Raw genomic sequence first — 26,680 nt, forward strand, 5'->3', positions numbered from 1 at the left:
CCACAAAAGTCTCTCCATGCGCCGTAATACCTCACTTCCGCCCGAACCCTCGGGCATGCCCCGCAACGACTGGGCCACGCTCAAGACGCTGTTTCCCTACCTGTGGGTCTACAAATGGCGCGTGCTGGCCGCCATGGGCGCGCTGGTCGCGGCCAAGATGGCCAACGTCGGCGTGCCGCTCGTGCTCAAGCGGCTGATCGACGGCCTGGCCATCGACCCCGCCCATCCGCACGCGCTGATGGTGCTGCCGGTCGGTGTGCTGGTCGCGTATGGCCTGCTGCGGCTGTCGATGACCGTCTTCACCGAGCTGCGCGAATTCCTGTTCGCACGCGTGACGCAGCGCGCCGTGCGCACCATCGCGCTGCGCGTGTTTCGCCACCTGCACGCGCTGTCGCTGCGCTTTCACCTGAACCGCCAGACCGGCGGCATGACGCGCGACATCGAGCGCGGCACGCGCGGCGTGAACTCGCTGATTTCATACTCGCTGTTCAACATCCTGCCGACGCTGGTCGAGATCACGCTGGTGCTGGCCTACCTGGTGCTCAATTACGACATCTGGTTCAGCATCATCACCGCGGTGGCGCTGGCGTCGTACATCACCTTCACCGTGATCGTCACCGAATGGCGCACGCACTTCCGGCGCACGATGAACGACCTCGAATCGAAAGCCAGTACCAAGGCCATCGACTCGCTGCTCAATTACGAGACGGTGAAATACTTCGGCAACGAAGACTACGAAGCGCACCGCTACGATGAAGGCCTGAAGAACTACGAGAACGCCGGCGTGCGCTCGCAGACGTCGCTGTCGTTCCTGAACACCGGCCAGTCCCTGATCATCGCCGTGGCCGTCACGCTGATCCTGTGGCGCGCCACGCAAGGGGTCATCAACGGCACCATGAGCCTGGGCGACCTGGTGCTGGTCAACACCTTCATGATCCAGCTGTACATGCCTTTGAACTTCCTGGGCGTGATCTACCGCGAGATCAAGCAAAGCCTGGCCGACATGGAGCGCCTGTTTGGCCTGCTCGACCAGAACCGCGAAGTGGCCGATGGCCCCAAGGCCCTGCCGCTGGCGGTCAAGGGCGCAGAGGTCGAGTTCTCGCACGTGGATTTCAGCTACGAGGCCAAGCGCCAGATCCTGTTCGACGTCGACTTCACCATCGCCGCCGGCACCACGACGGCGGTGGTGGGCCACAGCGGCTCGGGCAAGTCCACGCTGTCACGTCTGCTGTTTCGCTTTTATGACGTCAATGGCGGCGCGATCCGCATCGACGGGCAAGACCTGCGCGACATCACGCAGCAGTCGCTGCGTTCGGCGATCGGCATCGTCCCGCAAGACACGGTGCTGTTCAACGACACCATCGAATACAACATCGCCTACGGCCGGCCCGGCGCCAGCCGCGACGATATCGTCGCGGCCGCACGCGCGGCGTCGATCCACGACTTCATCGATAGCCTGCCCGATGGTTATCAAAGCATGGTGGGCGAACGCGGCCTGAAACTGTCGGGCGGCGAGAAGCAGCGCGTGGCGATCGCGCGCACGCTGCTGAAAGACCCGGCACTGCTGATTTTTGATGAAGCCACGTCAGCGCTCGATTCGCGCGCCGAGCAGGCGATCCAGGCGCAGTTGAAAGAGATCGCGAAGAACCGCACGACGCTCGTGATCGCGCACCGCCTGTCGACGATCGCCGACGCGCAGCAGATCATCGTGCTCGATCACGGCAAGATCGTCGAGCGCGGCACGCACGGCGCGCTGCTGGCGGCGCGCGGCCTGTATGCGCAGATGTGGGACCGGCAACTGGCGCGGCCGGATGAAGACGTGGCGTCGCCGGTTGAGCATGTCGGCGACGCAGGGTTGGCAGCTTCGCTGCCGACGCGTTCAAACCTGCTGCCGTGAGCCCGTCAGCTCACGGCTTCTTGTAGACCACGCCATCCTTCATCACGAACCTGACCTGCTCGAGCAGCTTGATGTTGGTCAGCGGATCGCCCTCGACTGCGATGATATCGGCCGCGAATCCCGGCGCGATCGCGCCCAGGCGCTTGGGCTGATCGAGCAGCACGGCAGCATTGACGGTGGCCGCGCGGATCGCCTCGAGCGGCGTCATGCCGCCTTCGACCATATACCCGAACTCCTTCGCGTTCTCGCCGTGCGGGAACACGCCGGCGTCGGTGCCGAACGCCATCTTCACGCCGGCCTTGTGGGCGCGCGCGAACGTGGCCTGCAGTTGCGGCCCGATCGCGGCCGCCTTCGGCTGCACCAGCGCCGAATAGTAATTCGGGATCTTCGCTTTATCCGCCACGAAGCGGCCGGCCGAGATGGTCGGCACGTACCAGCCGCCGGTTTTCTTGAACAGCGCGATCACTTCGTCGTCCATCAGCGTGCCATGTTCGATCGAGTCGACGCCGGCGCGCAGCGCGCGCTTCATGCCTTCGGCGCCGTGGGCGTGGGCCGCAACCCGAAAGCCGTAATCCTTCGCGGTCGTGACCACGGCGCGCAGTTCATCCTCGGTGTACTGCGAGTTCTGGCCGCTGGCGGCCTGGCTCAGTACACCGCCCGTGGCCGTCACCTTGATCAGGTCCGCACCATCCTTGTAGCGCTGGCGCACCGCCTGGCGCGCTTCTTCCGGACTGTCCAGCACACCTTCGGTCGGGCCGGGCGTGCCAATTTTTTCGCTCAGGAAGTGCGACAGATTGTTGGTCGGGTCGGCATGCCCGCCCGTGGTAGCCAGCGATTTACCGGCAGTGAACATGCGCGGGCCCGGCACTTCGCCGGCGGCAATCGCGCGCTTGAGCGAGATATTCAGGTTGTCTGCTGCGCCCAGGTCGCGCACCGTCGTGAAGCCGGCCATCAGCGTGCGCTCGGCATACTTGATCGAGCGGTAGGCCATGTCGGCCGGGTTGGCGATGAGACGGTCGCGGTACGAGTCGACGACCGGCTGCGTCTCGCTGGTCAGGTGCACGTGCATGTCGATCAGGCCGGGCAGGCAGGCGTGGCGCGACAGGTCGATGTTCCCGGCCGCGCCGGTCATTGGCCCGACCGAGACGATGCTGCCGTTCTCGATGACGATGCTGACGCGCTCGCGCCAGGTGCCCTTTTGCATGTCCAGCAAGCGGCCGCAATCGACCGTCTGGGTGGCGGCGTGGGCGCCGTTCAAGGCCAGCAGCATGCCGGCGGCCATCATGATTTTCATCGTTCGTTCCTCTTGTTTTTCATGAAAAAAAAGGCCCTCCATCGCTGGAAGGCCTTCCGGTATCAGGCACTTGCCCGCCGCGCCTAGCGCAGCGGTGAAATGGCGGGATCGGCGTTCGGGTCGCCGAGTTCGCCTTCCCACTTGGCGACGACGGCGGTGGCGATGCCGTTGCCGATCACGTTGGTGGCCGAGCGGGCCATGTCCAGGAAGTGGTCGATCGCCAGCAGCAGCAGCAGGCCTGCTTCAGGGATGTCGAACTGGTTCAGCGTTGCGGCGATCACGACCAGCGACGCGCGCGGCACGCCGGCCATGCCCTTGGAGGTCAGCATCAGCACCAGCATCATCGTGATCTGGGTGCTCAGCGACAGTTCGATGCCGTAGGCCTGGGCGATGAAGACGGCGGCGAAGGTGCAGTACATCATCGAGCCGTCGAGGTTGAACGAGTAACCGATCGGCAGCACGAACGAGGCCAGGCGGTTCTTGACGCCGAAGCGCTCGAGGCCTTCCAGCGTTTTCGGGAATGCCGCTTCGGACGAGGCGGTCGAGAAAGCCAGCAGGGTCGGGCCACGCAGTTCGGCGATCAGGCGCAGGATGCGCGGGCCGATGAAGGCCATGCCGATGCCGATCAACACCACCCACAACAGCGCGATGCCGAAGTAGAACTGGGCCATGAAGACGCCGTAGGTCGACAGCACGCCCAGGCCGCTCTTGGCGATGATGCCCGACACCGCCGCGAGCACCGCGATTGGCGCGAAGTTCATCACGTAGCCGGTCAGCTTGAGCATGACGTGGGCAACGCCGTCGATGGCGTCGATCAGCGGCGTGGCGCGCGCGCCGACGGCGGCGGCGGCGGTACCGAAGAACACCGAGAACACCACGATCTGCAGGATCTCGTTGCGCGCCATGCCGTCGACAATGGACGTCGGCACCAGGTGCGTGATGAAGTCCTTCATCGTCAGGCCGGTGGTGGCGAAGCCGGCATCGGTGCCGACCGGCGGCATCATGCCGGCGGCGAACAGCGCGTCGCCCGGACGGAACAGGTTCACCAGGATCAGGCCCAGCGACAGCGAGATGAGCGAGGCGATGAAGAACCAGCCCAGCGCCTTGACGCCGATGCGGCCGACTTCCTTGGCGTCGCCCATCTTGGCGATGCCGACCACCAGGGTTGCGAACACGAGCGGCGCGATGATCATCTTGATCATGCGAAGGAACAGCGTCGTCACCAGGGACATCGTGTCGGAGAAGCTTTGCGCGCCGGCCGTATCCGTATTGGCATTGACCAGATAGCCGACCAGAATACCGATCACCAGCGCGATCAGGATATAAGTGGTCAGGCGGTTTCGATTGTTCATAAAGCTTCCTGTCTTGGGGACCTGTGCGACACCAGCGGCAACGGTGTTGTCGCTGGCGAATTGTTCGGGCAGTGGCTGGCTGTCGAGGACCGAAAGACCAGTTGGTTCTGAAGATTATGGCAAGTTCCGCAGTATCCTAGGCGCTGTTAGTGCTGTCAAGCATGCTGTCGGGTGTGTCATTACGCCACGTCGCGCGGCGCTCCACGGCGCCCCGGCACAGGTAAAATACGCCATTCGTTATCCGAGAGCCGCCATGTCCACCATCGAAATCCCCGACACCATCACCATCACCCGCCCAGACGACTGGCACCTGCACCTGCGCGACGGCGCAGCCATGGCCAGCGTGCTGCCGCACAGCGCGCGCCAGTTCGCGCGCGCGATCGTGATGCCGAATCTCCGGCCGCCCGTCACCACCACCGCCATGGCGCTGGACTACCGCGCCCGCATCCTGGCCGCGCTGCCCGAGGGCATGCAGTTCGAGCCTTTGATGACGCTGTACCTGACCGATAACACCAATCCGGACGAGATCCGCCGCGCGCAAGACACGGGCTTCATCCACGCCGTCAAGCTGTACCCGGCCGGCGCGACCACCAATTCCGACGCCGGCGTGACCGACCTGACCAAGTGTTATAAAACGCTGGAAGTGATGCAGGAAATCGGCATGCCGCTGCTGGTGCACGGCGAAGTGACCGACAACGACATCGACCTGTTCGACCGCGAAGCCGTATTCATCGAGCGCGTCATGCGTCCGCTGCGCCGCGACATGCCGGCCCTGCCGGTCGTGTTCGAGCACATCACCACCAAGGACGCGGCCCAGTACGTGGCCGAAGCCGAAGGCCCGATCGCCGCCACCATCACCGCGCACCACCTGCTGTACAACCGCAATGAGCTGTTCCGCGGCGGCATCCGCCCGCACTTCTACTGCCTGCCGGTGCTCAAGCGCGAAGAACACCGCCTGGCGCTGGTCACCGCCGCCACCAGCGGCGACGAGCGCTTCTTCCTGGGCACCGACTCGGCGCCGCACGCCGTGCATACCAAGTACGCCGCCTGCGGCTGCGCCGGTTGCTATACGGCGCTGCACGCGATGGAAATGTATACCGAAGCGTTTGCGCAGGCCGGCGCGCTCGACCAGCTCGAGGCCTTCGCCAGCTTCAATGGCCCGGCGTTCTACAACCTGCCGCGCAACGAGGGCACCATCACGCTCAAGCGCGAAGCCTGGACCCTGCCTGAATCGGTGCCGATGGCCGAGCACCAGCTGGTGCCGCTCAATGCGGGCGAGAGCATCAACTGGAAGATGCTGTAACAACGATGGCATTGCCGCCGATCGACTGGGCGCAGCCGTGGTACGACACGGTGCGCCCGGCCTTTGAGCGCGCCGCGCCGCCGCAGGACGGCTTCATCGACGCATTCAATGCGGCGGCGCGCGCGCTCGATCTGCGCAACGGCGCCGGCCAATCGCTACGATTCGTGCCGCAGTCGAGCCTGCCCGACGGCACGGCGTACGAACAATTCATCGGCGCCACCGGCCAGGTGCCCACGCGCGACAACCTGCACGACTTCTTCAATGCGCTCGTGTGGCTGACCTTCCCGGGGATCAAGCGCGCGCTCAATACCCTGCAGGCGGCGCAGATCGCGCAGGCCGGCGTGGGCAAATCGCGCGGACCGGCGCGCGACGCCGCCACGATCTTCGACGAGAACGCCGCGCTGCTGGTGGTGCGGGCCGATGCGGCGGGCCGCGCGCTGGTGGACGACTTGCGTGCGCATCGCTGGCGCGAAGCCCTGTACGATCAACGCGCCATGTTTGGCCGCGACGCCGAGGTCTGGCTGTTTGGGCACGCGCTGATGGAAAAGCTGGTCACGCCGCGCAAGGCGATCACCGCGCACACGCGCGTCGTGTTCGTGGACGATGATTATTTCGCGCTGGCGCCGGCTGCGCGGCGCGCGCGGATCGACCGTGACGTCGCCGCCATGCTGGCGAATGAAGCATTGACGCCGGGCTCCTTCACGCCGCTGCAGGTACTGGGTGTGCCGGGCTGGTGGCCCGGGCAAGGTCCCGATTTTTATGGCGATATCACCGTGTTCCGTCCACGCCGGACGGACTGATTTGACAAACTGACCAAGGAGAATGTGCATGGCTGAAGCGGTACGCTGGGGAATCCTCGGCACGGGCAAGATTGCCCGTGCCTTTGCCACTGCACTCAAGGACGTGCCGGGCGCGGTGCTGGCCGGCGTGGCGTCACGCAGCCAGGCATCAGCCGACACGTTCGGCCACGAATTCGGCGCGCTGGCCAGCTACGGCTCGTACGACGCACTGGTCGCGGACCCGGGCATCGACCTGGTCTACATCGGCACGCCGCATCCGCAGCACGTCGAGAACGCCTCGATGGCCCTGCGCGCCGGTAAGGGCGTCTTGTGCGAAAAACCGTTCACGATGAACCTGCGCGAAGCCGAGCAGGTCGTGACGCTGGCACGCTCGAAACGGCTGTTCCTGATGGAAGCGATGTGGACGCGCTACCTGCCGGCCTACCAGGAAGTGCAGCGCATCCTGGCCTCGGGCGAAATCGGCACGCCACGCCACGTGGTGGCCGACCTCGGTTTTGCCGCCACCTTCGGCCCCGAGCACCGCGTGTTCAATCCCGAACTGGGCGGCGGCGCGCTGCTCGACCTGGGCATCTATCCGCTGTCGATCGCCGCTGGCCTGCTTGGCCCGGTGACAGAAATCCGCGCGCAGGCCGAGATGGGCCCGACCGGCGTCGACGTGCAAACGGGCTTCACGCTCAAGCACGAAGGCGGCGGCATGTCGGTGTGCAGCTGCTCGCTGCTGGCGCGCACGCCGGCCGAACTGACCGTCTCGGGCGAGCGCGGCCAGGTGCGCATGAACACGCGCTTCCACTGCGCGACGTCGATCACGGTCTCGCTGGACGACGGCACGGTGCGCACGATCGACACGCCGTTCCTCGGCAATGGGTATGTGCACGAAGCGATCGAAGCGCAGCGCTGCTGGCAAGAGGGCTTGCTGGAAAGCCCGGCGATGACGCTGCGTGAGACGCTGGCGCTGATGGGCGTGATGGACGAGATCCGGCGCCAGATCGGGCTGCGCTACGAGGCCGACCGGGTACGCTGATGCGGCGCGCTTACGCGACGCGCTGACCGTATGCATGTTGACAACAAATCCGGCTGAGCGAATACTGGGGCGCTGTTTTGATCCCACACCTTTGCCCGGAGATGTCATGCATACCGTTCGCTTCCTGTTGCTGGCCACTTGCATGCTGGCCGGCGCCGCCCACGCCGATCCTGTTCCAGAGTCCAGGCTGGCCTACGTCGGGCACTGGCAGGGCCAGGACATGGAAATCACGCTGCACAAGGATGGCAAGCTGCTCTACAAGCGCAGCAAGCCGAAGTTCAAGGCCGACCTCACCATGGACATCGGCGGCTTCGAGGGCAACGATTTCTATGCCGGCGTCGGACCGTTTCGTTCTACCTTCGTGGTCAGCAAGCCGCCAAGCCGTGTCGGCAAGGCGTGGAAAATGACCGTCGATGGCGTCGAGCTGACGAAAGCAGAGCAATGACCATCACCGCATTGATCCGATGACGCTGGGCGCCGTCACCCCGATCCTGCGCATTTTCGATGACGCCAGGGCCAGGGAGTTCTATGTCGGCTACCTGGGCTTCAAGGTCGACTGGGAGCACCGCTTCGCGCCCGATCTGCCGCTGTACCTGCAGGTCGCGCGCGGCGATTGTGTGCTGCACCTGAGCGAACATCATGGCGATTGCTGTCCCGGTGCCGCGCTGCGCATTGCGGTCGATGATATCGATGACCTGCATGCCGAACTGACGGGCAGGCAGTATGGCTACGCACGGCCGGCGATCGAGGATACGCCATGGGGCTCGCGCGAGTTGAGCGTCAAGGATCCGTTCGGAAACCGGCTCACGTTCACACGTTAAAACATCCAGGGAAGCCATGGGATGCTTTCTGTCTCCGCACCATCTGGCGTCACTACCGCCATCCAGCGGCGAGACCCGGAATGGGCATGATCGTACCCAATAAGGGAACGTTCGAAGTCAGACGACTGGTTGCTTCGCCGCGATCGCTGCGTCCAGCCGCCTGAACAACTCCCGATGCAGATCCCGCGTGTGCTTTCCCATGTGCTTGCGTGCGTGCACGATCTCTTTCAGCTCGCGTTGCGCAACGTCGTCGCTGCCATTGGCAATCGCCCATAGCACCAGTTCGACGCGCGCTTCGACACTACCGAAGCGTTCCACTAGCGCCTCGAACTGGACGCCGGCCTCGTTCTGCTGATTGTTGGCGGCATACGCGCGCCCCAGCGCCAGCCCGACATCGTCGGCGCGAAAGCCCGGCTGCCTGTCTTGCAGCGACACGAGCAATGCGATTGCCGCCGCCGGCCGACCATGTGCCGCGTTGGCGCGCGCGGCGCCCAGCGCCACTTCCGGATCGCCCGCGAACGGCCCGCCCAGGCAGGCATCGTAATGCTGCACGGCCTCGTCGGACTGGCCGGCGTCGAGCAGGGCCGCGGCCAGGCGCATCTGGTTATGGGCAGTCGGGGTCAGGTCGAACACGCGCCGCGCATCGCGCACGTCGCGGCCCGGGTCGATGCTTTTCTGCAGCGCGCGGCCGGCGATGCGGCCCTGGCGCTCGAGGCGCGACGCCGGCAGGTACTCGGCCACGAAATAGGCCAGGCTGCCGAGAAGCGGAAACGAGAACAGGATCAGCAGCCAAACCATCTGACGCCCGTTGCGTAGCGCATGCACCGCGAAGAACAGCGCGATGAGAAAGTGCAGTGCAAGTCCGATGATTGGCATTCCAGGCTCCGTGTCTTGTATGAAGAGACGCTGCAACGCTGCCTGGCAGGCGCTACACCGCAGCTACGATAGCTGCAAATGGTGGGCAAATTTCTAACGGATTGTCACAGTGCGTTTGTACAACACGGTGACTGCCCAAGCGCGAAATGACGCGACCCGGCTGTCAATACCCTGCTAGAGTTGGCGTAGTTGCTCAACGGGAATTCTCATGCCGATGGAACCGAATGTCGCTGTCCTCGTGGACTGCGAAAATGCGCAGTCTGCCGTGCTCGATCGCGCGATGCAGCATGCCACCACTCTGGGACGCGTGGCATTGCGGCGCGCGTATGGCAATGCGGCGTCGCTGACAAACAAGTGGCAGGATGGGTTGATCCGGCATGGATTTGCCCCATGCCTCCAGTTCCAGTACGTGGGAGGAAAGAACACAGCCGACATTGCGCTGGCGCTCGATGCGCTCGAGATGCTGCTTGATCGGCGCGCCGATCAGTTTGTGATCGTGACAAGCGACTCGGATTTTGTCGGCCTGTGCCGGAAATTGCAGGAGCGTGGCGCCGGCGTGCATGTATTCGGCGAGGCGAAAACGCCGGCGGCCCTGCGTCATGCGTGCGACCGGTTTCATGAAGCGGCACCGCAGACAATCGACGCACCGCGTGCGATGCCAGTTGCGGTGGAGGACAAGGCGACCAATCCGGTCAAGCGCAGACCGAGATTCGTCGTTGAGGCAGTGCGTGTGCTGGCAAGTTCTGCTGCCGATGGCAGAGTCGATCTTGGCGCCTTGGGTAACCACCTGCGCCAAACACATGCCGGATTTACCCACGCTGCGAATGGCTACAAGAATCTGCGCTCCATGCTGGAGGCCTATGATCTTCTGTGCATTCATCAGGATGACCGGGGACACTGCCGGGTAGGGCTTGCGTCGGCAGTGCCACCGGCTGCGCCCATCCTGCGCGCCGTCTAAACCTTCAAGAACTCTTCACGCCCACCGAGCCAGCGCGCCAGATGCGCATCGACGACGGCCATCTTCTCGGCCGATTCGCCATCCAGTAACCACTGCGCCACGTCGCGCGCCCGATCCACCATCCACTGGTCGATCTCCAGGTCGGCAAAGCGCAGCATCGCCTGCCCTGACTGGCGCGCACCCAAAAATTCACCGGGCCCGCGAATTTTCAGGTCGCGCCGCGCGATCTCGAAGCCGTCGGTCGTCTCGCGCATCGTCATCAAGCGCTGCTTGGCCACCTGGCCCAGCGGCGACTGATACAGCAGCAGGCACACCGAGGCCGCCGAGCCCCTGCCCACGCGCCCGCGCAACTGGTGCAGCTGTGACAGGCCGAAGCGCTCGGCATGCTCGATCACCATCAGCGACGCATTCGGCACGTCCACGCCCACTTCGATGACGGTCGTCGCCACCAGCACATGCACCTGGCCGGCCGTGAACGCGTCCATCACTTCCTGCTTCTCCGCTGGCTTCATGCGGCCATGCACCAGTCCCACCTGCAGGTCGGGCAGCGACTCGGCCAGCGTTTCGTACGTTTCGGTCGCGGTCTGCAATTGCAGCGCCTCGGATTCCTCGATCAGCGGACAGACCCAGTACACCTGCCGCCCTTCGAGCGCCGCCGCGTACACGCGCTCGACGACTTCGTCGCGCCGCATCTGGTCGATCGCGCGCGTGACGATCGGGCTGCGACCCGGCGGCAGTTCGTCGATCACCGACACCTCCAGATCGGCGTAATACGTCATCGCGAGCGTGCGCGGGATCGGTGTGGCCGACATCATCAGCTGGTGCGGCACCAGGCCGTCGCTGCCCTTGTTGCGCAAGGTCAGGCGCTGGCCGACGCCGAAGCGGTGCTGTTCGTCGACGATCACCAGGCCCAGTTTTGCAAACTGCACCGAGTCCTGGATCAGCGCGTGCGTGCCGATCACCAGGTTCGCTTCGCCCGATTCGATCAACGCGTTCGATGCGGCCTTGTCCTTTTTCTTCAGGCTGCCGGTAAGCCATGCGACCTTGACGCCCAGTGGCTCCATCCACGCGGCGATCTTTCTGAAGTGTTGCTCGGCGAGGATCTCGGTGGGCGCCATCAGGGCCGCCTGGTAGCCGCTGTCGATCGCCTGCGCGGCGGCCAGCGCCGACACCACCGTCTTGCCGCTGCCGACGTCGCCCTGCAGCAGGCGCTGCATCGGGTAACCGGCGCGCAGATCGGCGCGGATCTCTTGCACCACGCGTTGCTGCGCGCCGGTCAGCGCAAACGGCAGGCCGGCCAGAAAACCTTCGGACAGCTGGCCCACTGCGCGCAAGGGCGGCGCGCCTTTTTCGCGGCGCGCACGCTGCGCGCGTTTCAGCGACAACTGCTGCGCCAGCAGTTCGTCGAACTTCATGCGGTCCCAAGCCGGATGCGAGCGCTCGATCAGCGCGTGCTCGTCGACGTCCGCCGGCGGGTAGTGCAATAGTTTGACGGCCGGCTCGAAGTCCATCAGCTCCATGCGCTTGCGGATCGCGGGCGGCACGGTATCGGCCCAGTCGATGCGCTTCATCGCGTCGGCGATCGCGCGCCGCAGCACCGTCTGCGACAAGCCTTCGCCGGCCGGGTACACGGGCGTGAGCGAGGCGGGCAGGGGCGCGCCTTCGTTCACCACCTTGTAAGTCGGGTGGACCATCTCGGCCCCGAAAAAGCCGTGCTTGAGTTCACCGCGCGCGCGGATGCGCACGCCTTCGGCCATCTGCTTGACCTGGCTGCCATAGAAATTCATGAAGCGCAGCAGCAGGTCGCCCGATTCGTCGGCGATCGTCACCAGGAGCTGGCGGCGCGGCTTGAACGAGATCTCGTTCTTGGTGACGATGCCCTCGACCTGCCAGGTCTGGCCGCCGCGCAGGCAGGCATCCCGGATCGTGATGATCTGGGTCTCGTCCTCGTAGCGCAGCGGCAGGTGCAGCACCAGGTCCATGTCGGTGCGCAGGCCAAGGCGGGCGAGCTTGCTTTCGAGCGTTTTTGGGGGCGTTGTGGTTTTTGGGGCGGGCATATTGCGGCAAAGTGGCGCTTGCTGACGTAAAATAGAAGGTTCGCCGTATGCGCTTCAAGCCTCTATTGTAAAGCTGGCAGCACTGATTTGCCGAGATTTGCCTAACCAATTGAACATCATGTATTCGCTATCCGATTTCGACTTCGACCTGCCACCCGAGCGCATCGCGCAATTGCCGCTGCCGGACCGCAGCGCCTCGCGCCTGCTGCATCTCGATGGCGAGCAAATCATCGACCGCCAGTTCGCCGACATCGTCGACCAGTTGCAGGCCGGCGACCTGCTCGTGATGAACAACACGCGCGTGCTCAAGGCGCGCTTCTTTGGCGTCAAGGCATCCGGCGGCCAGGTCGAGGTGCTCGTCGAGCGCGTGCTCGACAACCGCACCGTGCTGGCCCAGGTGCGCGCGTCGAAGTCGCCCAAGCCGGGCAACCGCATCCGCCTGGCCGACGCCTTCGACGTGGTCACGGGCGAGCGCGCCGGCGAATTCTTCACGCTCCATTTCGAGGGCGACGTCTTCGACCTGATCGAAGCGCACGGCCGCCTGCCGCTGCCGCCCTACATCGAACACACGGCCGACGAATTCGACGAGCAGCGTTATCAGACCGTGTACTCGAAAGAGCCGGGCGCCGTGGCCGCGCCCACTGCCGGCCTGCATTTCGACCAGCCACTACTCGACAAGCTGGCTGCGAAAGGCGTGAACTTCGCCTACGTCACGCTGCACGTCGGCGCGGGCACCTTCCAGCCGGTGCGCGTCGAAGACCTGAGTGAACACAAGATGCACACCGAGTGGTACACCATCGCGCAAGAGACGGTGGACGCGGTGCGCGCCACGAAAGCCGCCGGCCGCGACGTGGTGGCGGTGGGCACCACCAGCCTGCGCGCGCTCGAATCGGCCTCGCAAAGCGGTGAGCTTGCCGCCGGCAGCGCCGATACGGCCTTGTTCATCACGCCCGGCTACACCTTCAAGACGGTCACGCGCCTGGTGACCAACTTCCACCTGCCCAAGTCGACGCTCCTGATGCTGGTGTCGGCCTTTGCCGGCTACGCGCCGATCCGCGCGGCGTATGCGCACGCGATCGCCAACGAATACCGCTTCTTCAGCTACGGCGACGCCATGCTGCTGACGACGCAGTCACGCTAATCACCCGTTAAAGAAAAACGATGCTCGAATTTACCCTGCTTAAAAAAGACACCAGCGGCCTGTCGCACGCCCGCCGCGGCCGCCTCAAGCTGAACCACGGCACCATCGAAACCCCGATCTTTATGCCGGTGGGCACGTACGGCTCGGTCAAGGCGATGGACCCGATCGAACTCAAGGACGTCGGCTCGCAAATCATCCTGGGCAATACCTTCCACCTGTGGCTGCGCCCGGGCGTGGACGTGATGAACAAGTTCGGCGGCCTGCACAAGTTCATGGGCTGGGACGGTCCGATCCTGACCGACTCGGGCGGCTTCCAGGTGTTTTCGCTGGGCGCGATGCGCAAGATTACGGAAGAGGGCGTCAAGTTTGCCTCGCCGATCGACGGCTCGAAACTGTTCCTGTCGCCAGAAATCTCGATGCAGATCCAGCGCGCGCTGAACTCGGACATCGTGATGCAGTTCGACGAATGCACGCCTTACGAGATCGACGGCCGTCCGGCAACGAGCGAAGAAGCAGCGAAATCGATGCGCATGTCGCTGCGCTGGGCCCAGCGCTCGATGAACGAATTTACCAGCGGCGAGAATCCAAACGCGCTGTTCGGCATTGTCCAGGGCGGCATGTACGAGCACCTGCGCGATGAGTCGCTGGCGGGCCTGGAAGACATCGACTTCCCGGGCCTGGCCATTGGCGGCCTGTCGGTCGGCGAGCCAAAAGAAGACATGAAGCGCATCCTGGCCCATGTCGGCCCGCGCCTGCCCGAGAACAAGCCGCACTACCTGATGGGCGTGGGCACGCCGGAAGACCTGGTCGATGGCGTGGCCAACGGCGTCGACATGTTTGACTGCGTGATGCCGACCCGGAACGCCCGCAATGGCTGGCTGTTCACCCGCTTCGGCGACGTCAAGATCAAGAATGCGCGCTATAAAGAAGACATGGCGCCGCTCGACGAGAGCTGCACCTGCTACTGCTGCCAGAATTTCTCGCGCGCGTACCTGCACCATCTGCACCGCTCGAACGAGATCCTGGGCGCGCGCCTGAACACGATCCACAACCTGCATTACTACCTGAATCTGATGCAGGAAATGCGCGATGCGATCGATGCGGATGGCTTCCAGGCCTTCCGCGTGCAGTTCGCAGCCAACCGTGCGCGCGGCGTGTAAGCACTTGCTTGCATTGAAAAAGCGATACCAGCACCGCTAGCCTCAAGACCGTCGTTCCAGCGGAGGCTGGAACCCAAGTGTGCGCGCATATCGGCTACGTTTGACTGTAGGAGCTGCGCATCAAACTTGGGTTCCCGCCTCCGCGGGAACGACGTGGTATTGCGAGTGGTATTGACAAACGCTACCAGATACCAATTAGGTGCGGCCAGATTTGGTTTCCAGCCTCTGGCCGATGCTAGAATACACCGCTTATTTTTTTAACTTCACCATCGGAGTTCTTGTGTTCATTTCCAACGCGTACGCGCAAACTGCCCCTGTCGCCGATGCTGGCATCATGGGTAGCCTGACGACTTTCCTGCCGCTGATCCTGATGTTCGTGGTCATGTATTTCCTGATGATCCGTCCTCAGCAAAAACGTCAGAAAGAGGCGAAAGCCATGATGGACGCACTGGCCAAGGGCGACGAAGTCGTCACCGCCGGCGGTATCGTCGGCCGCGTGTCGAAAGTGGCCGAAGCCTATGTGACGTTGGAAGTCGCCGTCGGCACCGACATCACCGTGCAAAAGAATTCGGTGACCACGCTGCTGCCAAAAGGCACGCTGAAAGCCCTGTAAGCCAAGCTGTGCGGGGTAACCCGCACTGCCTAACCTGAACGCCGGAACACTATGAATCGCTATCCCGTCTGGAAATACATACTGATCGTCATCGCGCTGCTGCTCGGCGCCTTGTACACGGCGCCTAACTACTTCGGCGAAACGCCGGCGTTGCAGGTGACATCAGGCCGTTCGACCCTGAACATCACGAGTGCGTCCACCACCGTGGTCGAGGATGCGCTCAAGCGTGCCGGCATTCCCTCCACCGGTATCACCCTCGAAGGCACGGGCCACACCACCTCGGTGCGCGCGCGCTTCGCCGGTACCGAAGAGCAGTTCAAGGCCAAGCTGGCGCTTGAACGTGAACTGAACCGCGACCCTGCCAATCCCGATTACATCGTCACCGTCAACCTGGTGAAGAACACCCCGGCCTGGATGACGGCCATTGGCGCAGCGCCGATGAGCCTGGGCCTGGACTTGCGCGGCGGCGTGCACTTCCTCCTGCAGGTCGACACCAAGGCGGTCCTCGACAACAAGGTCAAGGCCCTGCAGTCGAGCGTGCGCAGCAACCTGCGCGACAAGAACGTGCGCCACAGCGGCATCGAGCGCGTGCGCGACAGTATCGAAGTGCGTTTCAGCGATGCCGCCACCCGCAGCGCCGCGCGCAACGTGCTGGCCGCCCAGTCGAACGAGCTTAACTTCGCCGACGCCGCCGATGGCGCCGACATGAAGCTGGTCGTCAGCCTGAAGCCCGATGCCATCAAGCGCACCGTCGAAGACGGCATCAAGCAGAACATCATGACGCTGTCCAAGCGCATCAATGAGCTGGGCACCACCGAGCCGATCATCCAGCAGCAGGGCGCCGACCGCATCGTGGTCCAGCTGCCGGGCGTGCAGGACGTCGCCCGCGCGAAAGACATCATCGGCCGCACCGCCACGCTCGAACTGCGCATGGTCGATACTACCGTAACCCCGGGCACCGAGCTGTCGGCCGCGATTCCGCTGAACTCCGAACTGTTCACCGAAGGCCGCGGCGCACCGATCGTCGTCTCGCGCGACATCATCCTGACCGGCGAATCGATTTCGAGCGCCACCGCCAGCTTCGACCAGAACCAGCAGCCAGCCGTCTCGCTCGACCTGAACGGCGACGGCGGCCGCCGCATCCGCATGGCCACGCGTGAAAACGTCGGCAAGCGCATGGCGATCCTGCTGAAAGAAAAAGGCGTCTACAACGTGCTGTCGGCCCCGACCATCCAGAGCGAACTGGGTTCGAGCTTCCAGATCACCAATATGGGCACCTCGCAAGACGCCAACGAACTGGCGCTGCTGCTGCGTTCGGGCGCGCTGTCGGCCCCGATGGAATTCGTCGAAGAACGCGTGATCGGCCCGCAACTGGGCGCCGAAAACATCGAGCGCGGCCTGCATTCGACCATCTGGGGCTTCGTGGCGATCGCGATCTTCATGGTCATCTACTACCACCTGTTCGGCGTGTTCTCGGCGCTGGCGCTGGCGGCCAACGTGCTGTTCCTGCTGGCCCTGTTGTCGATCCTGCAGATCACCCTGACCCTGCCGGGCATCGCCGCTATCGCGCTGGCGCTCGGTGTGGCGATTGACTCGAACGTGCTGGTGAACGAACGTATCCGTGAAGAGCTGCGCGCCGGCGCGACGCCGCAGGCAGCGATTGCGGCCGGTTCCAAGCACGCCTGGGACACCATCGTCGACTCCAACGTGACCACCCTGATCGTCGGCCTGGCGCTGTTGATCTTCGGTTCGGGTCCAGTGCGCGGCTTTGCCGTCGTGCACTGCCTGGGCATCCTGACCTCGATGTTCTCGGCCGTTGTCGTGGCGCGCGGTTTCGCCAACCTGTGGTACGGCCGCAAGAAGAAGCTGACGAAGATTTCGATCGGCACGGTCTGGCAGCCTGGCATGTCGCCAAACAAGAAGTAAGTACCGGGATACGACAATGGAATTTTTCAAGATCAAACGGGATATCCCGTTCATGCGCCACGCCCTGATCCTCAATGCGATCTCGGTGATCACATTCGTGGCGGCGGTGTTCTTCCTGATCACCAAGCCCCTGAACTTCTCGGTGGAGTTCACTGGCGGCACGGTGATGGAGCTGCTCTATCCGAAGGCGGCGGACCAGGAAAAGATCCGCAACACGCTGCGCGGCATGGGCTATTCGCACCCTGAGGTGGCCAGCTTCGGCACCGCGCAGGACATCATGCTGCGCCTGCCGATCGTCGAAGGCGCGCCGGCGGCAAGCAGCTCGACGGCCGTGTTCAACGCCATTTGCCGCGACGAGCAGGGCACCACCAAACAAACGCAGACCACCACTGACAAGGGCGAAGTGCTCAACCGCACCAGCTGCGTCGCGCCAGGTGGACAAGAGCTGATCGGCCTGCAGCAAGTGCAGTTCGTTGGCCCGTCGGTCGGCGACGAGCTGGCCCAGAACGGCCTGAACGCGCTGTTGATGGTCATCCTGGGCATCGTGGTCTACCTGGCGATCCGCTTCGAATGGAAATTCGCCGTCGCCGCCGTGGTCGCCAACCTGCACGACGTGGTCATCATCCTGGGCTTCTTCGCGTTCTTCCAATGGGAATTCTCGCTGACGGTGCTGGCGGCAACGCTGGCGGTGCTGGGCTACTCGGTCAACGAGTCGGTCGTCATTTTCGACCGGATTCGCGAGATGTTCCGCAAGCAGCGCCGCATGAGCGTGCCCGAAGTCATTGATCACGCGATCACCAGCACCATCTCGCGCACGATCATTACCCACGGCTCGACGCTGATGATGGTCATGTCGATGCTGTTCTTCGGCGGCTACGCGCTGCACTACTTCGCCATTGCGCTGGCCATCGGCATCTGCTTCGGTATTTACTCGTCAGTATTCGTGGCGGCGGCCGTGGCGATGTGGCTGGGCGTGAAACGTGAAGACCTGATCAAGCCGGTCAAAGAGAAAGACGACACCGACGGCGCCGTGGTCTGATCGCTTTTGAATTTGCGGCTTTGTGTGTGTCAGCGCACGGAGTCGCCAAGTCCATGAACTTATAGTGGAACTGTCTCTTTCAGGACATCCCTAGTTTTGGACTTCACCCGCTCCGGCAACGGCGCGGGTTTTTTTTATCCTGCTTTCTCTACAACTGCCACGGATGGTTGTTCCTGCCATCGAGTGCGCTGTCGAGATACGTCGCGGCGCTGATCAGGGCCAGGTGCGTGAACGCCTGCGGGAAGTTACCGAGCAGCTCAGCCTTGCTGGTGAACTCCTCGGCATACAGGCCCACATGGTTGCCATAGGCGAGCAGCTTGTCCATGTTCTCGTGCGCCTGCTCCAGGCGCCCGGCGCGTGCCAGGCATTCCACATACCAGAACGAGCAGGCCGCGAACGCGCCTTCCTCGCCCTCGAGGCCATCATCGCGGTCATAGCGCAGCACCAGCGCGTCGTCACCCAGCTGCTCGCCGATGGCGTCGAGCGTGGCCAGCCACTGCCGATCGGTCGAGCCGATGAAACGCACCAGCGGCATCATCAGCATCGCCCCATCGAGGTCGGTGGAGTCCTTGCTGCGCACGAAGTGGCCCAGGTCCTTGTTCCAGAACGTGGCCCAGATATAGTTGGAGATGTCGTTGCGCGCTGCGATCCAGCGGTCGAACGGGGCGGTCAGTGAGCGCTTGCTGGCCAGCCGGATCGCGCGGTCGACCGCCACCCAGCACATGAGCTGCGAGTGCAGGTGCTCGCGCGGCGCTTCGCGGCCCTCCCAGATGCCGGCATCGGGCCGGCGCCAGTGTGCGCACACAAAATCGACCACGCGGCACACGCCGAGCCAGTCGGCATGCGAGATCGCCTCGCCATACTTGTTGCTCAGGTAGACCGCGTCGAGCAGCGCGCCGAAGATGTCGAGCTGCAGCTGCGTCGCCGCGCCATTGCCGATGCGGACGGGCGTCGACCCCGCGTAGCCGGCCAGGTGATCGAGTTCGATTTCTTCGGCGACTTCGCCACCGTCGAGCGCATACATGATCTTCAGGTGGCCGTCCTGCGGGCCGTGGCTGGGCCGGTCGGCTGCCCAGCGCGTGAACGCCTTGGCTTCGTCGACATAACCGAGCCGCATCAGCGCATACACGGTGAACGACGCATCGCGGATCCAGGTCGAGCGATAATCCCAGTTGCGCGAGCCGCCCAGCACTTCGGGCAGGCCGAACGTGGCGGCGGCCACCATCGAGCCGTGCCGGCGCGACGTCATGAGCTTGAGCACCAGCGCCGAACGGGTGACGTCTTCGCGCCAGCGGCCCTTGTAGCGCGAGTGCCCGGCCCACTTGCGCCAGCATTTGATCACCTCGGCCACCAGTGCATCGCGCGCTTGCCCGTCCAGCAGCGGGTCGCCATCCTGGTCCATGACGATGTCGATCGTCTCGCCGGCACGCAGCGTGAAGCTGGCGCTGGCGCCCCCCTCCGTAGACGTGAAGTCGACTGGTGCGTACAGGCGCAGCGCCGGTGCGCCGGGGGCACTGAACACGGCCTGGCCTGCGCTGATGGCGACTTCGGGCTGCTGGCGCGCGTAATCGAAGCGCGGCTGGCAATCGAGCCGCATGTGTACCTCGCCCTTGGTCACGTGCACGCGCCGCAGCAGGCATGCAGCGCCATGGCCGATTTCTTCGGGGCCGGCCATCAGGTCGGTGATCTGGACGCCGGCATCGATGCCCAGCCATTGCGTAAGCAGCACGTTGGTATCGGGCAGATAGGTCTGCACGACGCGCGCCCCCTCGATCTCCGGGGCGAGCGTGAAGTGGCCGCCTTGGTCCGGGTCGAGCAGGGCGGCGAATATGCTCGGGCTGTCGAAGTCGGGCCAGCATAAAAAGTCGATCGTGCCGTCGGTGGCGACAAGCGCCATCGTGGCCAGGTTGCCGATGGCGCCGTGGGCGGCGATCGGGCGCGGTGGCGCGGTGGGCTCAGCCATTGTCTTCAAAGCCCGGATACAGCGCCATGCCGCCGTCAACGTACACCGTGGTGCCGGTCATGTAGTCGGCCAGGTCGGACGCCATGAACAGCGCCAGCGCCGCCACGTCTTCGACGTCGCCGATGCGGCCATACGGGATCAGCTTCAGCAACTTGTTGCCCGCCGCGCCTTCGGTGGCCTCGGCATTGATCGGCGTACGGATCGCGCCCGGCGCGATGGCGTTGACGCGGATGCGGTCGGGCGCCACTTCCTGCGCCAGGGAGCGCATCAGCATGCCGATGCCGCCCTTCGATGCGGCGTAGTTGACGTGGCCGGCCCACGGAATCGTCTCGTGTACTGAGCTCATGCACAGGATGGCGCCGTTGGCGCGCATGCGGCCGCGGTTGCCCTGCGCGCGAAAATGCCGGATCGCCGCGCGCGTGCACAGGAACTGGCCGGTGAGGTTGACGTCGATGACCGCTTGCCAGTCCTTGAGCGTCATTTCGGCGATCGGCGCGTCTTTCTGGATGCCCGAGTTGGCGACCAGGATGTCGATGCCGCCAAGGGCCTTGACCGTTTCGTCGAACAGGCGCTCGACATCGGCTTCAACGCCCACATTGGCCTGGACCGCCATGGCGCGCCCACCGCCAGCGGTGATCTGTTCGACGACTTCTTCCGCCTTGTCGCGGCTGCTGTTGTAGTTGACGACCACGTGCGCGCCGGCATCGGCGAAGGCGAGACTGATGCCGCGTCCGATGCCGGAATCGCCGCCGGTGACGAGCACTACCTGGTCCTGCAAGCTGATGTTCATGGGATTCTCCGGAAGGCCTGGGCGCACAGGTACGTGCGCCAGCTATTGGAACGACCTTAGCAGAAAGCGGCGATGCGACCGGTACGCCTGTGCCGGCAATGTCGTACGGAAAAAGAAGCGAAGAATAATGTGCCGTGAGTGTGAGTCAACGCACCGAGCTGGCTGCCCACAGGGCATAAGATCGACCTGTCTCTTTCAGGACATCCCTAGTTTTGGACTTTTGCCCGCTCCTCACCGAGCGGGCGTTTTTTTGCCCAGGGAAACGCTGATTTATTCTGGGGGTTGGGATTGGCCAGCAAAAAAGGTGGCCTGCAAGGCGCGAAATCGCAGCAATAGCTAGCTATTGCAAGATTTTGCAACGCCGCAGGACGCCTGTTTTTGCGGCCAAGTCCGCCCTCATGAATAAATCAGCGCTTCCCTACAGCAGCGCCGAGGTCAAACTCTTGACCTCTTCGCCCGACTCTTCCATCACGCCCTTGAGCGTGCCGTGGCCGAATACGAAGTCAATCGTGGCCGCGCCTGCATAGGTCGTGGCGCCCACCGGTGCAAACAGCGGCGACGGGAACGGCGACAAATCATTTGCCAGCAGCAGCGTGTCGCCCAGCGTTTCGGGCGGCAGCGCGCGCATGCCGTCCCACAAGGCTTCGATGGCGCTCATCACCGGCGCCGGCACGCCGAGTTTGCCCAGCACGCCGCGGCCGATGACGGCTTCGCCATGGTCGAGCCAGGCGTCGAGATTATCGTCCAGCAGGCCCGGCATGGCTTCGGCGCGCGACAGCAGATAAAAGCCGCCGACCTCGTGCACGATGCCGGCGAACAGCGCGGTTTCATGATCGACAAAGGAGACGCGGCGCGCGATCACCTGCGCCAGCGCGGCGACGTGCGCCGAGTGGGTCCAGAGTTGATCGGCCTTCTTGCGCAGGCTTGGTTCGCGGATTTCGCTGGCCAGCTGGCGCACGATGACGGATGCTGCCAGTGCACCCAGGGTGCGAAAACCCACCCGTTGCACGGCCGCGCGCACATTGGTGACGTCGTTCCCGGACCGGTTATAGGCGACCGAGTTGGCGATCGCCACCGTGCGCGCGGCCAGCAGCGGCTCGGCCTGCACGAGGCGCGCAGCGGCGTCGATGTGGCAGTCGGGTTCGCTCAACGCCCGCTGCAGCTTGAGCGATGCGTGTACGCTGGTGGGAAACGTGAGTTCGCCACGGTTGGCTTCCGCAGCGATGCTGTCGAGGGAGGAGAGTTGATCCATGAAAAAATTATACCCCCAACGCATCGGAACGCCGCCAAATATATTGCTCTAGAGAACCACCGGCACCGGCATGTGGCGTCCCGACGACCGATTACGCTTCGCTGAAGATCGCGTCGCAGCCTTCTTTTGGCTCTTCGGTGTTTTCCAGTTCGTCGGCCAGGCCCAGGTCGAACAGTTCTTCGCACGCGTTCATGTAGCTGTTGGGCTTGGTTGCGCCGATGAGGCGATAGATCTCGCCGGCCTCATTGCGCACGCCGATCAGCATCGCTTCCTGCTGGACTTCATCCAGTGGGGCGACGTCGAGCAGGATATTGCCGATGATGTGCTTGTCGAAATGGGCGGGCTTCTTGTCGTCGATGAGGGCGGTTTTCAAGGCATTTCCTTCAGGTGGGGTGGTGATGGCGGGGGACCGTCGCCGTGGCTGGTGATGCGGGTGCGCAGCAGCGCCAGTGCCGCTTCGAGCGTGGCGAAGTCGGTGTCGCTGTACGCGTGAAACAATTCTTTGCCGCGTGCAATCACGATCGGGAACACGTCGCAGAATACCTGTTCGCCGGCCGGCGTGAGGCGCACGAAGAACGACCGCTTGTCATCGCAGCTGCGCTCGCGCAGCACCAGGCCTTTGTGCTCGAGCCGCTCGATGACGCCGGTGAGCGTGCCCTTGGTAATCAGGGTGCGCTCGCCCAGTTCCTTGTAGCTCATGCCGCTGGTATTGCCGAGCGTGGCGATGATGTCGAACTGCGCATGCGTCAAGCCATTCTGGCGCACCGCATCGCCCGAGACGCGCTCGAAGCCCTGCATGCACTCGGCCAGCAGTCGGACGCTTTTTAGATATCGTTCCCCCATGGGCGGGGATTATAGCTGCCCGCCGCGCCGTTCGTTGCTCCGCCCGTTACAGCTCGTGCAATATTGCGCTATTGGCAGCCACAGGGCCATTGACGGCGATTGTTCTCCGGTATGATAGACGACCATGTCGTTTGCACAGGCCTGTGGCCCTCTACCGTTAGTGAACCTGCCCGTCCGCCGCGATGCAGCCTGACCTGTCCCTGCTGGCGCAGGAGCGGCTGTTGCGCGTGCTCCTGGTCAATGCCGGCGAGCCCGATGCGCTGACCTGGTCCGGGCTGTACCAGCCGCTACGGCTGGCCGCCAAGGTGCTGGGGCCCGAGCGCCTGCACGTCGACGTGCGCAGTCCCGATAAATTCATGGGCGACGCCCAGCGTCACTGGCACCTGGTGCTGCTGGTCGCCGACGAGGCCGAAGCGGCGCTGCGCCCGGCCAACCTGCGCGCCCTGGTCGAACGCTGCCGCGCCGCGCCGTTCTGGGGCGGCGTCGGCGCCGGCGTGCTGTGGCTGCTTGACGCCGGCGCGCTGCATGGCGTGCGCACCGCGCTGCCGTGGGCGCTGTACCCGGACGTCAATGCCCAGGCTGCGCAAGCCCTGATCACCCCCAACCTGTACGAATTCGACGTTAACCGCCTCACGTGCTGCGGCGGCGCGGCCAGCATCGACTTCGCCCTGACACTGGTCGACCTGCTGTTCGGCGCGACCGTCCAGGCGCAGGTGAAAGAAACGCTGTGCATTGACCGCGTGCGCGGCCCGGACGAGCGCCAGCGCGTGGCGCTGCAAGCCCGCTTCGGCGTGCTGCAACCGCAGTTGTCCGAGGCGGTGGCGCTGATGGAGGCCAATATCGAAGAGCCACTCTCGACCGATGAAATCGCGCAGTTGTCAGGCATCTCACGACGCCAGCTCGAGCGCCTGTTCAAGCAATACCTGGGCAGCCTGCCGTCACGCTACTACCTCGAACTGCGCCTGCGCCGCTCGCGCCAGCTGCTGCTGGACACCAATCATTCGATCGTGCAGGTGGGGCTGATGTGCGGGTTTTCGTCGGGGTCGCACTTTTCGACGGCGTTCGGGGCGCTGTTTGGCAATACGCCGCGGGAAGAGCGGCAGAGGAAGCTGGCGCAGTAATCTGGAGGCAATGAATCGATTGATCACGCGTTGTACATCCAGTCGCGCAGGTTGAACACGTTGGCGGCGTAGGGTTGGCAGGTTTCCTGCCGACGCGTTCACGCCCCAACGACCGCCGGGAGACTTGATCCCACTTTCACGCAAGGAGCCGCCATGACCGAACACGATCACACCCCGGTATCCGCTTGGCACGCGGGCGAAATCACTCTGCAGCGCCACGTCGGCGTAGATGAGCAAATGGCGCGGGTCGGCCACGCGATCTTTCGCCCGGTGATGCAGCCCCAGCAGCAGGCATTCTTCGCGCAGTTGCCTTTTGTTGTCATCGGCGCCGTCGACCCGCACGGCATGCCATGGGCGACGCTGCGGGCCGGCTTGCCGGGCTTTCTCGGTTCGCCCGATCCGTCGCTGCTGAGCGCCGAACTGGCGCGCGATGCCGCCGATCCGGCCGAACGCGGCATGGAAGAGGGCGATCAGGTCGGCCTGCTCGGCATCGACCTCGCGACACGCCGCCGCAGCCGGCTCAACGGCACACTGCAGCAACGTGATGAGCAAGGATTGTCGGTGGCTGTCGGCCAAAGCTTCGGCAATTGCCCCCAGTACATTCACCGTCGGGGGCTGACGTTCGTCCGTGAGCCATCGGTACTGTCGTCCGTGCCGGCCCTCGTCGCGACTGCACTGGACGAGTCCGCGCGCCGCATGATCGCCGCCGCTGACACCTTCTTCGTCGCCTCGTACGCCGACCGGCCCGACGCCGGGCGTCAGGTCGATGTCTCGCACCGTGGCGGCCCGGCTGGCTTTGTCCGCATCGCGCCCGATGGCGGCCTGGTCGTGCCGGATTACAGCGGAAACCAGTTCTTCAACACGCTCGGCAATTTTGTCGTCAATCCCCGCGCCGGCTTGCTGTTTACCGATCCGGCCAGCGGCGATGTCCTGCAAATCAGTGGCAAAGTCGACATCATCCTAAGCGGCCCCGAGGTGGATGCCGTTGAAGGCGCCGAACGCCTGTGGCGCGTGTTTCCTGAAAAGATCGTCCTGCGGCGCGACGCCTTGCCGTTTCGCGCCACAACCGTCCTCGTCCAAAAATGAAAATGCCTGTCGCACTTCTAAAAGAAGTTGTCATCAAGCGTTTCTATAATGGATCGATCATGCGGGAGAACTGACCCCGCGCCATTCACAATGATTGATGAGGACAAAGCCATGAACGCACAGCTTGATTCGGGTATCGCCACGCGGTCTGTCACCCGGCAGACCTTCGACGAGGTCCTGGTCCCGACCTACGCCCCGGCTGCCATGGTGCCGGTGCGCGCGTCGGGCCTGGACCTGTGGGACCAGGAAGGCAAGCAGTATCTGGACTTCACCTCTGGCATCGCCGTCACCTCGCTGGGCCATGCCCATCCGGAAGTGAACGCCGCGCTGACCGCGCAACTGAACACCCTCTGGCACCTTGGCAACGGCTATACCAACGAGCCGGTGTTGCGCCTGGCCAGCGCGCTCACCGAAGCGACCTTCGCCGAGCGCGCGTTCTTCTGCAACTCGGGCGCCGAAGCCAATGAAGCTGCCCTGAAGCTGGCGCGTAAATACGCGCATACCAAGTTCGGTCCGCACAAGTCGCGCATCGTCTCGTGCCTGGCCTCGTTCCACGGTCGTACGCTGTTTACCGTGTCGGTCGGCGGCCAGTCGAAGTACACCGAAGGCTTCGAGCCGCTGCCACCTGAACTGAGCCACATCCCGTACAACGACGTCGAGGCCGCGCGCGCCGCGATTACCGACGATGTCGCGGCCGTGATCGTCGAGCCGATTCAGGGCGAGGGCGGCGTCATCCCGGGCAACCCGGATTACCTGAAAGCGCTGCGCGAGCTGTGCGACCAGACCGGCGCGCTCCTGATCTTCGACGAAGTCCAGTCGGGCATGGGCCGCACCGGCACGCTGTTCGCCTACGAGCAGATGAACGTCAAGCCGGACGTGCTGACCTCGGCCAAGGCGCTGGGCAACGGCTACCCGATCGGCGCCATGCTCACCACCACCGAGATCGCCCAGCACCTGGGCGTGGGCAGCCACGGCACGACTTACGGTGGCAATCCGCTGGCCACTACCGTCGCCCTCAAGGTCCTGGAGATCATCAATCAGCCGGCCTTTTTGGCGCGCGTGAAAGACGCAAACCTGGCCATCATGACCAACCTGCTGCAACTGGCGGCGGACTTCCCGCAAGTGTTCGGCCAGCCACGCGGCATGGGTCTGCTCCTGGGCCTGCCGATGGCTGACGCCTCGAAAGGCCGCTCGAAGGATTTCACCAAGATCGCCGAGAAGATGGGCCTGATGCTCCTGATCGCCGGCCCGGACGTCGTGCGCCTGGCGCCGGCGCTGATCGTCTCGGACGCGCAGATCGCGGAGGCCGACCGCATCATGCGCGCCGCCGTGGCCGAATTCCTGGCTGAATCCGACGCCATCTGAGT

General features: G+C 64.1%; 24 protein-coding genes. 15 read left to right on the forward strand and 9 right to left on the reverse strand.

Annotation, left to right across the window (positions count from 1 at the left end; all coding sequences use genetic code 11):
- Positions 1 to 16: 16 nt before the first annotated feature.
- Positions 17 to 1,897, forward strand: a complete 1,881-nt coding sequence (locus AB2N08_RS04610; RefSeq protein ID WP_367609459.1) for an ABCB family ABC transporter ATP-binding protein/permease — start codon at positions 17 to 19, stop codon at positions 1,895 to 1,897.
- A gap of 10 nt (positions 1,898 to 1,907) precedes the next feature.
- Here AB2N08_RS04610 and AB2N08_RS04615 read toward each other — a convergent pair whose 3' ends face one another.
- Positions 1,908 to 3,191: a metal-dependent hydrolase family protein gene (locus AB2N08_RS04615; protein ID WP_367609460.1), complete on the reverse strand. Its 1,284-nt coding sequence runs from the start codon at positions 3,189 to 3,191 to the stop codon at positions 1,908 to 1,910.
- A gap of 83 nt (positions 3,192 to 3,274) precedes the next feature.
- A complete protein-coding gene (locus AB2N08_RS04620) occupies positions 3,275 to 4,543 on the reverse strand; it encodes a dicarboxylate/amino acid:cation symporter (RefSeq protein WP_367609461.1) in 1,269 nt (422 codons plus the stop codon).
- 253 nt (positions 4,544 to 4,796) lie between these two features.
- Here AB2N08_RS04620 and pyrC point away from each other — a divergent pair, with 253 nt between their 5' ends.
- The 5 genes from pyrC (at position 4,797) to AB2N08_RS04645 (ending at position 8,488) form a co-directional block, all read left to right on the forward strand.
- Positions 4,797 to 5,846, forward strand: a complete 1,050-nt coding sequence (gene pyrC, locus AB2N08_RS04625; protein WP_367609462.1) for a dihydroorotase — start codon at positions 4,797 to 4,799, stop codon at positions 5,844 to 5,846.
- 5 nt (positions 5,847 to 5,851) lie between these two features.
- Positions 5,852 to 6,646 carry a DUF3025 domain-containing protein gene (locus tag AB2N08_RS04630; protein ID WP_367609463.1) on the forward strand — a complete coding sequence of 265 codons (795 nt, stop codon included), beginning with the start codon at positions 5,852 to 5,854 and terminating at the stop codon, positions 6,644 to 6,646.
- A 28-nt stretch (positions 6,647 to 6,674) separates the two neighbouring features.
- The gene (locus tag AB2N08_RS04635) at positions 6,675 to 7,667 is read left to right on the forward strand and encodes a Gfo/Idh/MocA family protein (protein WP_367609464.1); all 993 of its coding nucleotides are present in this window, start codon (positions 6,675 to 6,677) and stop codon (positions 7,665 to 7,667) included.
- Positions 7,668 to 7,773: 106 nt separating this feature from the next.
- Complete coding sequence (locus tag AB2N08_RS04640; RefSeq protein ID WP_367609465.1) at positions 7,774 to 8,112, forward strand: hypothetical protein; 339 nt, start codon at positions 7,774 to 7,776, stop codon at positions 8,110 to 8,112.
- Positions 8,113 to 8,131: 19 nt separating this feature from the next.
- Positions 8,132 to 8,488: a glyoxalase superfamily protein gene (locus tag AB2N08_RS04645; protein ID WP_367609466.1), complete on the forward strand. Its 357-nt coding sequence runs from the start codon at positions 8,132 to 8,134 to the stop codon at positions 8,486 to 8,488.
- A 117-nt stretch (positions 8,489 to 8,605) separates the two neighbouring features.
- Here the strand turns inward: AB2N08_RS04645 and AB2N08_RS04650 are convergent, their stop codons facing one another.
- Complete coding sequence (locus AB2N08_RS04650; RefSeq protein ID WP_367609467.1) at positions 8,606 to 9,364, reverse strand: tetratricopeptide repeat protein; 759 nt, start codon at positions 9,362 to 9,364, stop codon at positions 8,606 to 8,608.
- Between the two features lie 208 nt (positions 9,365 to 9,572).
- Between AB2N08_RS04650 and AB2N08_RS04655 the strand changes: the two genes are divergently transcribed.
- Positions 9,573 to 10,322, forward strand: a complete 750-nt coding sequence (locus tag AB2N08_RS04655; protein ID WP_367609468.1) for an NYN domain-containing protein — start codon at positions 9,573 to 9,575, stop codon at positions 10,320 to 10,322.
- Here AB2N08_RS04655 and recG read toward each other — a convergent pair.
- Positions 10,319 to 12,379 carry an ATP-dependent DNA helicase RecG gene (gene recG, locus AB2N08_RS04660; RefSeq protein WP_367609469.1) on the reverse strand — a complete coding sequence of 687 codons (2,061 nt, stop codon included), beginning with the start codon at positions 12,377 to 12,379 and terminating at the stop codon, positions 10,319 to 10,321. The two genes, AB2N08_RS04655 and recG, sit on opposite strands and share 4 nt — an antisense overlap.
- Positions 12,380 to 12,497: 118 nt before the next feature.
- Between recG and queA the strand changes: the two genes are divergently transcribed.
- The 5 genes from queA (at position 12,498) to secF (ending at position 18,258) form a co-directional block, all read left to right on the forward strand.
- Entirely contained in the window at positions 12,498 to 13,520 is a 1,023-nt protein-coding gene (queA, locus tag AB2N08_RS04665) for a tRNA preQ1(34) S-adenosylmethionine ribosyltransferase-isomerase QueA (protein ID WP_367609470.1), read from the forward strand.
- 20 nt (positions 13,521 to 13,540) lie between these two features.
- Complete coding sequence (tgt, locus tag AB2N08_RS04670; RefSeq protein ID WP_367609471.1) at positions 13,541 to 14,680, forward strand: tRNA guanosine(34) transglycosylase Tgt; 1,140 nt, start codon at positions 13,541 to 13,543, stop codon at positions 14,678 to 14,680.
- Between the two features lie 280 nt (positions 14,681 to 14,960).
- Positions 14,961 to 15,293, forward strand: coding sequence for a preprotein translocase subunit YajC (yajC, locus tag AB2N08_RS04675; protein WP_367609848.1), 333 nt, complete (start codon positions 14,961 to 14,963; stop codon positions 15,291 to 15,293).
- 51 nt (positions 15,294 to 15,344) lie between these two features.
- Positions 15,345 to 17,219, forward strand: coding sequence for a protein translocase subunit SecD (gene secD, locus AB2N08_RS04680; protein ID WP_367609472.1), 1,875 nt, complete (start codon positions 15,345 to 15,347; stop codon positions 17,217 to 17,219).
- 16 nt (positions 17,220 to 17,235) lie between these two features.
- Entirely contained in the window at positions 17,236 to 18,258 is a 1,023-nt protein-coding gene (secF, locus tag AB2N08_RS04685; protein ID WP_367609473.1) for a protein translocase subunit SecF, read from the forward strand.
- Positions 18,259 to 18,406: 148 nt separating this feature from the next.
- On the opposite strand, the gene AB2N08_RS04690 is transcribed toward secF, so the two are convergent.
- The 5 genes from AB2N08_RS04690 to AB2N08_RS04710 form a co-directional block, all read right to left on the reverse strand.
- Positions 18,407 to 20,221: a glycoside hydrolase family 15 protein gene (locus AB2N08_RS04690; protein ID WP_367609474.1), complete on the reverse strand. Its 1,815-nt coding sequence runs from the start codon at positions 20,219 to 20,221 to the stop codon at positions 18,407 to 18,409.
- Complete coding sequence (gene fabG, locus AB2N08_RS04695; RefSeq protein ID WP_367609475.1) at positions 20,214 to 21,011, reverse strand: 3-oxoacyl-ACP reductase FabG; 798 nt, start codon at positions 21,009 to 21,011, stop codon at positions 20,214 to 20,216. Before fabG ends, AB2N08_RS04690 begins: the two co-directional genes overlap by 8 nt.
- Positions 21,012 to 21,429: 418 nt before the next feature.
- On the reverse strand, positions 21,430 to 22,263 hold the full coding sequence (locus AB2N08_RS04700; RefSeq protein ID WP_367609476.1) for an HDOD domain-containing protein: 834 nt from the start codon (positions 22,261 to 22,263) through the stop codon (positions 21,430 to 21,432).
- Positions 22,264 to 22,354: 91 nt separating this feature from the next.
- The gene (locus AB2N08_RS04705; RefSeq protein WP_367609477.1) at positions 22,355 to 22,636 is read right to left on the reverse strand and encodes a hypothetical protein; all 282 of its coding nucleotides are present in this window, start codon (positions 22,634 to 22,636) and stop codon (positions 22,355 to 22,357) included.
- A complete protein-coding gene (locus AB2N08_RS04710) occupies positions 22,633 to 23,061 on the reverse strand; it encodes a MarR family winged helix-turn-helix transcriptional regulator (RefSeq protein WP_367609478.1) in 429 nt (142 codons plus the stop codon). Before AB2N08_RS04710 ends, AB2N08_RS04705 begins: the two co-directional genes overlap by 4 nt.
- A 227-nt stretch (positions 23,062 to 23,288) precedes the next feature.
- Between AB2N08_RS04710 and AB2N08_RS04715 the strand changes: the two genes are divergently transcribed.
- From AB2N08_RS04715 to AB2N08_RS04725, 3 genes are all read left to right on the forward strand, one after another.
- The gene (locus tag AB2N08_RS04715) at positions 23,289 to 24,227 is read left to right on the forward strand and encodes a GlxA family transcriptional regulator (protein WP_367609479.1); all 939 of its coding nucleotides are present in this window, start codon (positions 23,289 to 23,291) and stop codon (positions 24,225 to 24,227) included.
- 153 nt (positions 24,228 to 24,380) lie between these two features.
- Entirely contained in the window at positions 24,381 to 25,313 is a 933-nt protein-coding gene (locus AB2N08_RS04720) for a pyridoxamine 5'-phosphate oxidase family protein (RefSeq protein WP_367609480.1), read from the forward strand.
- 135 nt (positions 25,314 to 25,448) lie between these two features.
- Positions 25,449 to 26,678 (forward strand): acetylornithine/succinyldiaminopimelate transaminase, encoded by a 1,230-nt coding sequence (locus AB2N08_RS04725; protein ID WP_370662399.1) that lies wholly within the window; start codon positions 25,449 to 25,451, stop codon positions 26,676 to 26,678.
- Positions 26,679 to 26,680 lie beyond the last annotated feature (2 nt).

Source organism: Massilia aurea, from assembly GCF_040790145.1.
Classification (GTDB): Bacteria; Pseudomonadota; Gammaproteobacteria; order Burkholderiales; family Burkholderiaceae_D; genus Telluria; species Telluria aurea_C.